Consider the following 12,574-nt stretch of genomic DNA (forward strand, 5'->3'; position numbering starts at 1 on the left):
GGGCCCGCTTTAGGGCATACGACGGCGTGGCCGGGACGGATGCAGGCGCCGCGCTTGGCCGGCCCCTCGCCGGGAGGCGACAATGGCGGCCTGTCCGTCCGAGCCCCGCCCATGCAGCCCACCGTGATCGCTCCGTCCATCCTCTCGGCGAATTTCGCCAAGCTCGGCGAGGAGGTCGACAACGTGCTGGCGGCCGGTGCCGACTGGGTGCATTTCGACGTGATGGACAACCATTACGTGCCTAACCTGACCATCGGCCCGTTGGTCTGCGAGGCGCTGCGCAAGCACGGCGTGACCGCGCCGATCGACGTGCACCTGATGGTCGAGCCGGTGGACCGCATCGTCCCCGACTTCGCCAAGGCCGGCGCCAGCATCATCAGCTTCCACCCCGAAGCCAGCGCCCATGTGCACCGCACCATCCAGCTGATCAAGTCGCACGGCTGCCAGGCCGGCCTGGTGTTGAACCCGGCCACGCCGATCGAGGTGCTGGACTGGGTGCTGGAAGACCTGGACCTGGTGCTGCTGATGTCGGTCAATCCGGGCTTCGGCGGCCAGAGCTTCATTCCCTCGGCGCTGGACAAGCTGCGCCGCGTGCGCGAGCGCATCGACGCCACCGGCAAGCCGATCCGCCTGGAGATCGACGGTGGGGTCAAGGCCGACAACATCGCCGAAATCGCGGCCGCCGGCGCCGACAGCTTCGTCGCCGGTTCGGCGATCTTCAACGCGCCCGACTATGCGGACGTGATCGGCCGCATGAAGGCGGCGGTGCAGGGCGCGCGCGGGTGAACACCTGCGATCTGTGCGACCTGCACGGCGATCGCCTACGCGTGATCGAGCTGCCGCTGCGCGACTACGGCGGGCGCATCGCGTTCGACGGCGTGGTCAGCACGGTGCGGGCGCACGAGGACAATTCGCGGGTGCGCGAGGCGGTGGCCGAATCCGGCCACGGCCGGGTGCTGGTGATCGATGGCGGCGGCTCCATGCGGCGCGCGATGCTGGGCGACCTGCTGGCGGCCAAGGCGGTGGAGAACGGTTGGGCCGGCGTGGTCGTGATCGGTGCGATCCGCGACAGCGCCGCGATCGGCGCGCTCGAGTTGGGCGTCAAAGCCTTGGGCACTTGCCCGCGCAAGACCGACAAACACGATCGCGGCGAGCGCGACGTGGCGGTGGAGATCGGCGGCGCGACCGTGCGGCCCGGCGATTGGCTGTGCGCCGACGAGGACGGCGTCGTCGTGTCCGACGCCGTCCTCCGCTGAAACGCCGGGCGTCCTGCCCGGCGTCTTGAAAGGGCGCCGCGGCGCCCCTCCGGAATATTGGAGGCAATCCAGCCTCCGCCCGTCGTCCCTGATATGGCCTTCGATACTCCAGGCCGGCGATGACGCGACGATGACAGGCGCGCCACCAAAAGCGCGCGACCCGTTCACCGGGTTTTAGCGCACCGCTGCTAGCCTCGCCGATCCTTACGCGCGAGACCCACCCGATGTCGCAGCCGCACTGGCGCCTGATCCTCAACGGCAAGTCCGCCGGCGACGACGCCCTGCGCGAGGCGGTGGCCGCGATCCGCGCCGACGGCGTCGACCTGGACGTGCGCGTGACCTGGGAGGGCGGCGACGCCGAGCGTTACGTCTCCGAGGCGATCGCCGACGGCGCCGACTGCATCGTCGCGGCCGGCGGCGACGGCACCCTCAGCGAGGTCGCGACCACGCTGGCGCATCGCGACGAGCCCGCCGACGCGCTGCCCGCGCTGGGCCTGGTGCCGATGGGCACGGCCAACGATTTCGCCAGCGCCGCCGGCTTGCCGGTCGATGCGCTGGAGGCCTTGCGGCTGATCCGCGCCAGCCGCCCGCAGCCGATCGACCTGCTGCGCCTGGAGGCGGCCGACGGCGGCCACTGGGCCGCCAATCTCGCCAGCGGCGGTTTCGGCACCCAGGTCACGGTGGAAACCGACGCGGGCCTGAAGAAGATGCTCGGCGGCCTGGCGTATTTGATCACCGGCATCTCCAAGCTCGGTCGCATCGAGCCGATCCGCGCGCATCTGCGCGGCGAGGGTTTCGACTGGCAAGGCGACTTCATCGCCTTGGGCATCGGCAACGGCCGCCAGGCCGGCGGCGGCCAGGCGCTGTGCCCGGACGCGTTGATCGACGACGGCCTGCTCGATCTGACCGTGGTGCCCGATCTGAGCGGCGAAGTCGGCGCCACCGCCGCGACCCTGCTGACCCAGGGCCAGCACGCCGCGCTGGAGCGGGTGGCGGTGCGCGCGCGCCTGCGCAGCGTGGAGATCGACAGCGAGCGCGAACTGACCCTCAACCTGGACGGCGAGCCGGTACGTTCGCACCATTTTCGCATCGACTGCGTGCCCGCGCGCGTGCGCATGCACCTGCCCGAGGGCTGCCCGCTGCTGGCGGCCTCGGTGCCGGCGGCTTAGCCCCGGTCCCCCGTCGCGCCGGCCCGGCGAAGCCGTTACAGTGTCGGCCATGAAAGCCTGGGCGAACCCGCATTCCTTTTGCGCCGACGTGGGTTGGCGATGGTGGCCGTCGGCCATCGTCGCTCCTGCCCACTCGTCCATGAAGGAACCGCCGCGTGATTTCGCCCGAACTCTTCCAGCAACAGGCCGCTAACGGCTACACCCGCATTCCCGTCGTGCGCGAGGTCCTGTCCGACCTCGACACGCCCCTGTCGGTCTACCTCAAGCTCGCCGACGGCCCGCACACCTATCTGTTCGAATCGGTCGAGGGTGGCGAACGCTTCGGTCGCTATTCCATCATCGGTCTGCCGGCCAAGCGCGTGTACGCCTTCGCCGGGCACACCTTGTTCGTGACCGAACTGGGCGAACTGCTCGAGACCCGCACCGTCGAGGATCCGTTCGCCGAAGTCGAGCGCCTGCGCGCCGCGCACTCGGTGCCGCGCATCGAGGGCCTGCCGGGCTACACCGGCGGCTTGGTCGGCTGGTTCGGTTTCGAATGCATCCAGTACATCGAGCCGCGCCTGGCCGCGCCGCAGGCCGACGGCAGCCACAAGCCCGACGAGCTGGGCACGCCCGACATCCTGCTGATGCAGAGCGAGGAAGTCGCGGTGTTCGACAATCTCAAGGGGCGGCTGTACCTGATCGTGCACGCCGATCCCAGCGAGCCGCAGGCCTACGCCCGCGCCAACCGCCGCCTCGACCAGCTCACCCATCGCCTGCGCCACGCCGGCGCCGGCTATCCGGAAACCCTGGACTCGGTCGGGCTGGAGGAAGAGGATTTCGTGTCCGGTTTCACCCGCGAGGGCTTCATCGCCGCGGTCGAGAAATCCAAGGAACTGATCCGCGCCGGCGATATTTTCCAAGTGGTGCTGTCGCAGCGCCTGAGCGTGCCGTTCAAGGCGCGCCCGGTCGACGTGTACCGCGCCCTGCGCGCGCTCAACCCCTCGCCCTACATGTATTTCCTCGATGTCGGCGAAACCCAGGTGGTGGGTTCGTCGCCGGAAATCCTGGTGCGCCTGCAGGACGGCGAAATCACCGTGCGTCCGATCGCCGGCACCCGTCCGCGCGGCAAGACCGTGGAAGAGGACAACGCGCTCGAAGCCGAACTGCTGGCCGATCCCAAGGAACGCGCCGAGCACCTAATGCTGATCGACCTGGGCCGCAACGACGTCGGCCGGGTCGCCGAGGCCGGCACGGTGCAGGTGGGCGAACAGTTCGTGATCGAACGCTATAGCCACGTGATGCATATCGTCAGCGAAGTCACCGGCCGCCTGAAGGAAGGCCTGAGCTACGCCGAAGTGCTGCGCGCGACCTTCCCGGCCGGCACGGTCAGCGGCGCGCCCAAGATCCGCGCGCTGGAAGTGATCCGCGAACTCGAACCGATCAAGCGCAACGTCTATTCCGGCGCGGTCGGCTACATCGGCTGGCACGGCGACGCCGACACCGCGATCGCGATCCGCACCGCGGTGATCCAGGACGGCCGCCTGACCATCCAGGCCGGCGCCGGCATCGTCTACGACTCCGACCCTCAGAAGGAATGGGAAGAGACGATGAACAAGGGCCGCGCGCTGTTCCGCGCGGTGGCCCAGGCGGCGCGCGGGCTGTAAGCACGCGTCGCCCGCGCGCCGCTGCTTCGCGGCGCGCCTCCATTCACGCGCATTTGCTGTGGGGTAGGCGCGGCGTGAGCCGCGACCGCGACATCCACACGGCGACGCCAGCGCGCATCTCACGACGCAAGCGCATGACCTGTCGCGGCTTACGCCGCTCCTACCCCAAAGCGGTTCGCGCGGGTCGATAGCTCGTGCGCGTCCTATCCGCTAACCCCGGACTCCGACTTCGCCCGTTGCGATACAGGTGCCCCGTCCGACCCCGGACGGCAGCGCGTTCAGCATCGACACCACGATCGTCATCAAGGAGGCGACATGAAGTTGCGTACCCTGGCCTTGCTCGGCCTGGCTTTCATTTCCACCGCCGCGCAGGCGCAGGTCAACGCCTTGCCGCCGACGCGGCATATCCTGGTTTACGGCGATGCCCAGGCACGCGCGGTGCCGGACCGGTTCAAGATCGCCCTGCAGTTCGAGGCGATCGACGTCGACCCAGCCGCGGCGCGCCGCCGCGTCGAAACCCGACTGCAGCAGGTGCTGGCCCAGCTCAAGAGCGCGGGCGTGGCCGACAACGAAATCGTCGCGACTTCGATGCAGGTCGATACCCGTCGGCGCCACGACGACAGGTTGAACGAGCAGGTCTTCGTCGGTACCGGTGTGCGCCGTACGCTCAGCGCGCGCTTCGATAGCAAGGAAACTTTGGAGCAGTTTCTGGGCACGCTCAAGACCTCGAACGAGCTGTCGATCTCCAGTGTCGCCACCGAACTGTCGAGCGAGGCCGAGCTGCAGCGTCAGCTGCGCCAGAAAAGCATCGAGTCCTCGCGTGAGAAAGCCGAGGTCATCGCGAAGGCCTACGGCGCCCGCCTCGGCGGCGTCTACAGCGTGTCCGATGTCGCACCGCAGTTTCAGTACGGCGTGCGCGAGGGCTCCTGGCCGGCGCAGTACGCCTGGGACACGCAGGGTTATTCGGATGGCTTCGGCAGACTGGAGCGCATCCAGGTCACCGGCAGCCGTATCGGCGCCAACCAGGCGCCTTCGTTCCAGGCCGGCTACGTCGATTTCCAGGACAAGATCTACACCGTCTTCCTGCTCGAAGACTGAGGCCGTCTCGGTTTCGGACCCTGCGCGGGCCGCAACGGTCCGCGCCGAACATTACGGATAGTTCATGCGCCCGAAAGCTCGCCGGCAACGCCCGGCGCGCAATCTGACCCTGCGCTGGGGCAGACCCCAACGGCAAGAACCCGATATCCCGTGTTCCCCATCCATCGTCCAGGAGCCTCACCATGAACGTCCGCAATGCCCTGATCGCGCTCGCCCTGACCGCCGTCGCCGGTTCCGCGTTCGCCGCCGCTCCGGCCCCCGCGCCGGGCGCCGCCGCTCCGGCCAAGACCGCCGCCGTCAAGCACAAGGCCCACAAGGCCAAGAAGGCCGAGGCCAAGACCGCCGCAACCGAAGCCAAGAAGAGCTGATCGCTTCGTAATCGCCGTACCGCCATAGCGTTCTCCTGCGTTCGACCGTTCCACCCGTCCCCGAAGCCCACCTCGACCCCAGGTGGCTGCCCCGCCGGCTTCCTCCCGGCGGGGTATTCTTTTTGCGACACCGGGAGTCGGCATGCGCGTTCTGCTGATCGAAGACGATCCCCATACCGCGGGCTTCATCGCCAAGGGCCTGCGCGAGGACGGGCACACCGTCGACCATGCCGACAACGGCAAGGACGGCCTGTTCCTGGCCACCACCGAAACCTACGACGCGCTCGTGCTGGACCGCATGCTGCCCGGGCTGGACGGCCTGGTCCTGCTGCAGACCCTGCGCGGCGCCGGCAACCGCACCCCGGTATTGCTGCTGACCGCGCTGGGCGAGGTCGATCACCGCGTCGAGGGCCTGCGCGCCGGCGCCGACGACTATCTGGTCAAGCCCTTCGCCTACGCCGAGCTCAGCGCGCGCCTGGACAGCATCCTGCGCCGCGGCAGCGCCGGCGGCAGCGAGCCGACGCGCTTGCGCGTGGCCGATCTCGAACTCGACCTGCTCAGCCGCGAGGCCCGCCGCGGCGGCAAGCGCATCGAGCTGCAGCCGCGCGAGTTCCGTCTGCTCGAATACCTGATGCGCCAAGCCGAGCGCGTGGTCACCCGCACCATGCTGCTGGAAGCGGTCTGGGACTATCACTTCGACCCACAGACCAACGTCATCGACGTGCACATCAGCCGCCTGCGCCAGAAGATCGACCTGGGCTATCCCAAACCGCTGCTGCACACGGTGCGCGGCGCCGGCTACCGGCTGGGCGCATGACCCTGCGTTCCACCAGCGGCCGGCTGGCGCTGGCGGTCACCGCCTCTTTCCTGCTCGCGTTCGTGCTGCTGGGCGCGGGCGTGCACTACGCGGTGTCGGCGCTGCTGGTCGAGGACGCACGCGAGGTCGTGCGCGCCGACGCCGCCGGCCTGGTCGAGCTGTACCGCGAACACGGCCGGCAAGCGCTGCGGACCGAGCTGCGCGAGCGCCTGGACGCGCAGGACGATCCCGATGCGGTTTACGCCCTGATCGCCGCCGACGGGCGCGTGCTCGCGGGCCGCTATGAAGGCCATGCGATCGCGCGCGCGCCCAGCACGCGCTGGACCGAATTCGTCGAGCGCGACGGCGACGAACGCCTGCGCGTGGTCGCGCAACTGCAGCGCCTGTCCGGCGGCGACACCCTGTTGACCGGCGTGCGCTTGCGCTCGCAGGGGCGCTTCCTGGCCTTGATGCTGCGCACCGCGCTGGCCGCGCTGCTGGTCGCCGCCACCCTGGGCGCGCTGATCGGCTGGCTGACCTCGCGCTGGGTGTCGCGGCGCCTGCGCAGCCTGGACGACACCGCCGAGCGCGTGGGCGGCGGCGAGCTCGCCTTGCGCGTGGCCCTGGACGGCAGCGACGACGCCTTCGACCGCCTCGCGCGCCGCTTCAACGGCATGCTCGACCGCATCGGCGAGCTGCTGGGCGGCGTGCGCCACGCCACCGACCACATCGCCCACGACCTGCGCACGCCGCTGACGCGTTTGCGCAACCGCCTGGAAGAACTGCGCGACCGCCCCGACGATGCCGGCCGCGAAGCCGAGCTGGACGCGGCGATCGCCGAAACCGACCAACTGCTGCATTCCTTCGGCGCCTTGCTGCGGTTGGCGCGGATCGAGGCCCAGCCGCCGGTGCACGACGAGCCGGTACTGGACCTGGCCGAACTCGCGCGCGACGCGGTCGAGCTGTACACGCCCAGCGCGGGCGAGCGCGGCATCGTCTTGCGCACCCAGCTGCCGCGCGCCGACGAGGCGTCGGCGACGGTGCGCGGCGATGCCGACCAGCTGTTCCAGATGCTGGTCAACCTGCTCGACAACGCCGTCAAGTACGCGCCGGCCGATAGCGAGGTCGAGGTGCGCCTGCGTCGCGAGCGCGGCACGGTGACGCTGGCCATCGGCGACCGCGGCCCGGGCATTCCGCCGGCCGACCGCGAACGCGTGTTCGACCGTTTCCAGCGCCTGGAAGCGCACCGCGGCTCGCCCGGCACCGGCCTGGGCATGAGCCTGGTGCGCGCGATCGCCCACCGCCATGGCGGCCATGTCAGCCTGGGCGACAACGCGCCCGGGCTGGAAGTGCGCATCGCGCTGAGCGCGGCCGAGACCGGCCGCGGTTAGCGCCGGCGCGGGTCCGGCCCCGTCGCGTCTAAGCCGGGAAGCGGCTACAGTAGGGCCATGATCGTTCGCGCGAACCCGCAATTCCCGTCCAAGGCCGTCCCGGGCTGGCGATGGTGGCGTGCTGCCGCTGTCTGCGTTCCGTCGACCTTCCGGGAAACCCCGCGTGACTCCATCGCCTTCGCTGCAAGCCCGCGCCGTCCGCTGTCCAGCCTCGCCTGACGGCCGCGCGTCCCCGCGCCGCACCCCCTTGCGATCGTTATTTCCCGTGGGCCGCCCGCGGCCGGATAATCGTGGGCTGGCGTTCGCTGGCCCGCGACCGTCGCCGGATGTGTCCGCGCGTGGCGGTCCGCAGCCCGATGTCCGCCTCCCCAGCCCCGGCCCCCAACGCTTTCGAGACGCGTCATGTCCGTACTGATGATCGATAACTACGACAGCTTCACCTACAACCTCGTGCAGTACCTGCAGGCGTTGGGGGAGGAGGTGAAAGTGATCCGCAACGACGATTTGAGCGTGGCGCAGATCGCTGCGTTGCAGCCGGAGCGGATCGTGATCTCGCCCGGTCCGTGCACGCCCAACGAAGCCGGCGTGTCGCTGGACCTGATCCGCGAACTCGGCGCGAAGGTGCCGATCCTGGGGGTCTGCCTGGGCCACCAGAGCCTGGGCCAGGCCTACGGCGGCGACGTGATCCGGGCCAAGACCATCATGCACGGCAAGACCTCGCGCATCCGCCACGAGGGCCAGGGCGTATTCGCCGGGCTGCCGGACCGCTACGAGGCCACGCGCTACCACTCGCTGGTGGTGTCGCGCGAGACCCTGCCGGATTGCCTGGAAATCACCGCCTGGACCGAGCACGAGGACGGCAGCTTCGAGGAGATCATGGGCCTGCGCCACCGCGAGCATCCGGTGGAAGGCGTGCAGTTCCACCCCGAGTCGATCCTGACCGAGCACGGCCACGCCCTGCTCAAGAACTTCCTGGAGCGTTGAGATGACCCGCATGCAGTTGACCCTCGCTCTCGCGCTGCTGGCCGTGCCGGCCCTGGGCGCGCACGCGGCGACCAAGCCGTCCAGCAACGCCTGCGCCGCCGACGCGGTGATTCAGGCCAAGAAGCTGCTGGCCTTCCACACCGACGACGACGATCGCGCCGAAGTGTCCGGACCGGCCAAGCCCTTGCCGTCCATCGTCAATCCGGCCAATGCCAAGCAGCGCTTCGACGTGCTGGAAGTCTGGGGTTACGTCTACAAGGGCCAGTACCGGATGCGTCTGGAGTACTACCGCCTCGGCAACGACTGCGTCCTGATGGGCCAGGAAATCCTCGAACACGCCTCGCTCTGATCTGAGAGCTTTGAATCCGGACCGCGCCATGCCCCTGACTCCGCAAGAAGCCCTGCAGCGCACGATCGAGCATCGCGAGATCTTCCACGACGAGATGGTCGAGCTGATGCGCATGATCATGCGCGGCGAAGTCTCGCCGACCATGACCGCGGCCATTCTCACCGGCCTGCGGGTGAAGAAGGAAACCGTCGGCGAGATCGCCGGCGCGGCCACCGTGCTGCGCGAATTCGCGCGTCCGGTCGAGGTCGCCGACCGCAGCGGCCTGGTCGACATCGTCGGCACCGGCGGCGACGGCGCCCACACCTTCAACATCTCCACCGCCAGCATGTTCGTGGTCGCCGCCGCGGGCGCCAAGGTCGCCAAGCACGGCAACCGCAGCGTGTCGTCCAAGTCCGGCAGCGCCGACGTGCTCGAGGCCCTGGGCGCGGCGATCGAACTGCAGCCCGAACAGGTCGCGCAGTGCATCGCCGACACCGGCATCGGTTTCATGTACGCACCCGTGCACCATCCGGCGATGAAGGTGGTCGCGCCGGTGCGGCGCGAAATGGGCGTACGCACCTTGTTCAACATCCTCGGCCCGCTGACCAATCCGGCCAACGCCCCCAGCATCCTGATGGGCGTGTTCCACCCCGACCTGGTCGGCATCCAGGTGCGCGTGCTGCAGGAACTGGGCGCGCGGCGCGCGCTGGTGGTCTGGGGCCGCGACGGCATGGACGAGCTGTCGCTGGGCGCCGGCTCGCTGGTCGGCGAGTTGCGCGACGGGGTGGTGCGCGAGTACGAAGTGCATCCGGAGGACTTCGGCATCGCCATGGCCGCCAGCCGCAATCTGCGCGTGGCCGACGCGGCCGAATCCAAGACCATGCTGCTGCAGGCGCTGGAGAACCGCGACGGCCTGCCGCGCGAGATCGTCGCCCTCAACGCCGGCGCCGCGTTGTACGCGGCCGGCACCGTCGACAGCATCGCCGAAGGCATCGCGAGCGCACGCGCCGCGCTCGCCTCCGGCGCCGCGCGCGCCAAACTGGACGAGTTCGTCGCTGCGACCCGGCGGCTGGCGTCCTGACCCCTTCGCCAGCCTTCGCCAGCGAGTCCGACCATGAGCGAACCCTTCGCCGCACTGCCCGCGCCGCCGTACTACGCGGTGATTTTCAGTTCGCGTCGCACCGAGCAGGACGACGCCGGCTACGGCGAGGCCGCCGACCGCATGGTCGAGTTGGCCGCGCAGCAGCCGGGCTACCTCGGGGTCGAATCCACGCGCGGCGCGGACGGCTTCGGCATCACCGTCAGCTATTGGGCGGACGAGGCCTCGATCGTGGCCTGGAAGCGCAATCTCGAGCACGCAGCCACCCGCGAACGCGGCCGCAAACACTGGTATGGTCGCTACGAATTGCGCGTGGCCAAGGTCGAGCGCGCTTACGGCTGGACCAAGGGACCGCAGGATGAATGACGCCGCGCCGCAGGCCGGAATGCGCCTACTGCGCAACGCCGAGGTCTATGCGCCGCAGCCGCTGGGCCGGCAGCAACTGCTGCTGGGCGGCGGCCGGATCCTGTGGATGGGCGCCGACGCGCCCGCGCTGCCCGCACAGTTGCAGGTCGAGAGCATCGACCTGCAAGGCCGGCGCCTGATTCCCGGCTTGATCGACGGCCACGTGCACGTCACCGGCGGCGGCGGCGAAGCCGGTTTCCGCACCCGCGTGCCCGCGCCGATGCTGTCGCGCTACACCCGCGCCGGCGTGACCAGCGTGGTCGGCCTGCTCGGCACCGACGATCTGGCGCGCAGCACGCGCGAACTGGTCGCGGCGATTTACGCGCTGCGCGAAGAAGGCTTGAACGCATGGGGCTATTGCGGCGGCTACCACCTGCCGCCGACCACCCTGACCGGCAGCGTGCGCGGCGACGTGGCCTTCATCGAACCCCTGCTCGGCGTGGGCGAGGTCGCGATCAGCGACCACCGCTCCAGCCAGCCGATCCTGGACGAACTGCTGCGGTTGGCCTCGGAAGCGCACGTCGCCGGCTTGATGACCGGCAAGGCCGGCATCGTGCATCTGCACCTGGGCGACGGCGCGCGCGGGCTGGAGCTGGTGCGCCAGGCCCTGGAGCGCAGCGAACTGCCGGCGCGCGTGTTCAACCCCACTCACGTCAACCGGCGCAAGGCGCTGTTCGAGGAAGCGCTGGAACTCGCGCGCCGCGGTTGCTGGATCGACATCACCGCGTTCCCGGTCGAGGAGGGCGAGGACGCCTGGAGCGCCGATGAGGCGCTGCAACGCTATCTCGACAGCGGCGCGCCGCCGGAGCGGGTGACGGTGAGTTCCGACGCCGGCGGCTGCCTGCCGTGCTTCGACGCGCATGGGCGCGTGTGCGGCATGGACGTGGGCGAGTCCGGCGCCTTGCTGGACAGCCTGAACGCGGTGCTCGCGCGCGGCGTCGCGCTGGAGCGCGCCTTGCCGGCCTACACCCTCAACCCCGCGCGCCTGCTGCGCCTGGACCGCAAGGGCCGGATCGAGGTCGGCGCCGACGCCGACCTGGTCGCCCTGGACTCGCGCGGTGCGGCGCATGATGTGTTCATAGGCGGGACGGCGCATGTACGCGATGGCGCGCTGTTGCGCCATGGCCAGTTCGAAACCCCGTCGCGGCATTCCGATCAAGTTTAAGTAGAAGCGAGTAAGTAGGATGGCACCCAGCAAAATCCCCGATGGCGAACAACGGGGTTGGATCGTTCCGATCGGCGGAGCGGAAGACAAAGAGAACGATACCGCCATCCTGCGGCGTTTCCTCCAGGTCAGTGGCGGCCGCTCGGCCGATATCGTGGTGATTCCCACGGCGAGTCGTCTGGCCGATACCGGCGACCGTTACGAGAAGCTGTTCAGCGAGCTAGGCGCCGCCGAGGTCGAGGTGATGGACTTCGACACCCGCCGCGACTGCCACGAACCGGGCCGGGTGCGCCGGATCGAGCGCGCCAGCGGCATCTTCTTCACCGGCGGCAATCAGATCCGGATTTCGACCATGCTGGGCGGCACGCCGGTGGCGCAAGCGATCCGCGCCCGCAACGCGCAGGGCGTGACCGTCGGCGGCACCAGCGCCGGCGCCAGTATTCTCAGCGAGCACATGATCGCTTACGGTGTCGAAGGGGCGTCGCCGCGCGCCAACAGCGTCCGGCTCGCGCCGGGCCTGGGTCTGACCAATCGCGTGGTGATCGACCAGCACTTCCGTCAGCGCGACCGTCTCGGTCGTCTGGTGGCATCGCTGGCCTACAACCCGTTCGCGGTCGGGATCGGTCTGGACGAGGACACGGCGGCCTTCATCGCGCCCGACAACACGATCGAGGTCGAGGGCAGCGGTTCGGTCACCGTGGTCGACGCCGACGGCCTGCAGTTCTCGTCCATGCATCTGGTGGGCGAGAACGAGCCGGTGTGCCTGCTCGGCCTGGGCGTGCATATCCTCACCAAGGGCGCCACGTTCAATCTCAACACCCGCAAAGCATCCGCCGGTTCTCTGGCACCACCCAAGACATGAAGTGAGG

At 69.5% G+C, this 12,574-nt stretch carries 14 protein-coding genes; all 14 read left to right on the forward strand.

Annotation, left to right across the window (positions count from 1 at the left end; all coding sequences use genetic code 11):
- Window positions 1-111: 111 nt before the first annotated feature.
- A complete protein-coding gene (gene rpe / locus ASE43_RS10545; protein WP_056178787.1) occupies window positions 112-786 on the forward strand; it encodes a ribulose-phosphate 3-epimerase in 675 nt (224 codons plus the stop codon).
- A complete protein-coding gene (gene rraA, locus ASE43_RS10550; protein WP_057160420.1) occupies window positions 783-1,256 on the forward strand; it encodes a ribonuclease E activity regulator RraA in 474 nt (157 codons plus the stop codon). The genes rpe and rraA overlap by 4 nt, the downstream gene beginning before the upstream one ends.
- A 224-nt stretch (window positions 1,257-1,480) precedes the next feature.
- Window positions 1,481-2,425, forward strand: a complete 945-nt coding sequence (gene yegS / locus ASE43_RS10555) for a lipid kinase YegS (RefSeq protein WP_057160421.1) — start codon at window positions 1,481-1,483, stop codon at window positions 2,423-2,425.
- Window positions 2,426-2,580: 155 nt separating this feature from the next.
- Window positions 2,581-4,071: an anthranilate synthase component I gene (gene trpE, locus ASE43_RS10560; protein WP_056178795.1), complete on the forward strand. Its 1,491-nt coding sequence runs from the start codon at window positions 2,581-2,583 to the stop codon at window positions 4,069-4,071.
- A gap of 315 nt (window positions 4,072-4,386) precedes the next feature.
- Window positions 4,387-5,169 carry an SIMPL domain-containing protein gene (locus tag ASE43_RS10565; RefSeq protein WP_057160422.1) on the forward strand — a complete coding sequence of 261 codons (783 nt, stop codon included), beginning with the start codon at window positions 4,387-4,389 and terminating at the stop codon, window positions 5,167-5,169.
- Window positions 5,170-5,351: 182 nt separating this feature from the next.
- Window positions 5,352-5,537, forward strand: a complete 186-nt coding sequence (locus ASE43_RS10570) for a hypothetical protein (RefSeq protein WP_056178800.1) — start codon at window positions 5,352-5,354, stop codon at window positions 5,535-5,537.
- A gap of 142 nt (window positions 5,538-5,679) precedes the next feature.
- Complete coding sequence (locus ASE43_RS10575; protein ID WP_057160423.1) at window positions 5,680-6,354, forward strand: response regulator transcription factor; 675 nt, start codon at window positions 5,680-5,682, stop codon at window positions 6,352-6,354.
- Window positions 6,351-7,724: a HAMP domain-containing sensor histidine kinase gene (locus ASE43_RS10580; RefSeq protein ID WP_057160424.1), complete on the forward strand. Its 1,374-nt coding sequence runs from the start codon at window positions 6,351-6,353 to the stop codon at window positions 7,722-7,724. Before ASE43_RS10575 ends, ASE43_RS10580 begins: the two co-directional genes overlap by 4 nt.
- A 402-nt stretch (window positions 7,725-8,126) precedes the next feature.
- Window positions 8,127-8,708: an aminodeoxychorismate/anthranilate synthase component II gene (locus ASE43_RS10585; RefSeq protein WP_057160425.1), complete on the forward strand. Its 582-nt coding sequence runs from the start codon at window positions 8,127-8,129 to the stop codon at window positions 8,706-8,708.
- 1 nt (window position 8,709) lies between these two features.
- The gene (locus ASE43_RS10590) at window positions 8,710-9,057 is read left to right on the forward strand and encodes a hypothetical protein (protein WP_056178812.1); all 348 of its coding nucleotides are present in this window, start codon (window positions 8,710-8,712) and stop codon (window positions 9,055-9,057) included.
- Between the two features lie 28 nt (window positions 9,058-9,085).
- Window positions 9,086-10,117: an anthranilate phosphoribosyltransferase gene (trpD, locus tag ASE43_RS10595; protein WP_057160659.1), complete on the forward strand. Its 1,032-nt coding sequence runs from the start codon at window positions 9,086-9,088 to the stop codon at window positions 10,115-10,117.
- Between the two features lie 33 nt (window positions 10,118-10,150).
- Complete coding sequence (locus ASE43_RS10600; protein WP_057160426.1) at window positions 10,151-10,501, forward strand: antibiotic biosynthesis monooxygenase; 351 nt, start codon at window positions 10,151-10,153, stop codon at window positions 10,499-10,501.
- Window positions 10,494-11,705 (forward strand): beta-aspartyl-peptidase, encoded by a 1,212-nt coding sequence (gene iadA, locus ASE43_RS10605; RefSeq protein WP_057160427.1) that lies wholly within the window; start codon window positions 10,494-10,496, stop codon window positions 11,703-11,705. The genes ASE43_RS10600 and iadA overlap by 8 nt, the downstream gene beginning before the upstream one ends.
- A 19-nt stretch (window positions 11,706-11,724) precedes the next feature.
- A complete protein-coding gene (locus ASE43_RS10610; RefSeq protein WP_056178822.1) occupies window positions 11,725-12,567 on the forward strand; it encodes a cyanophycinase in 843 nt (280 codons plus the stop codon).
- Window positions 12,568-12,574 lie beyond the last annotated feature (7 nt).

It is taken from the genome of Lysobacter sp. Root983, assembly GCF_001429345.1.
In the GTDB taxonomy this organism is placed as follows: domain Bacteria; phylum Pseudomonadota; class Gammaproteobacteria; order Xanthomonadales; family Xanthomonadaceae; genus Lysobacter.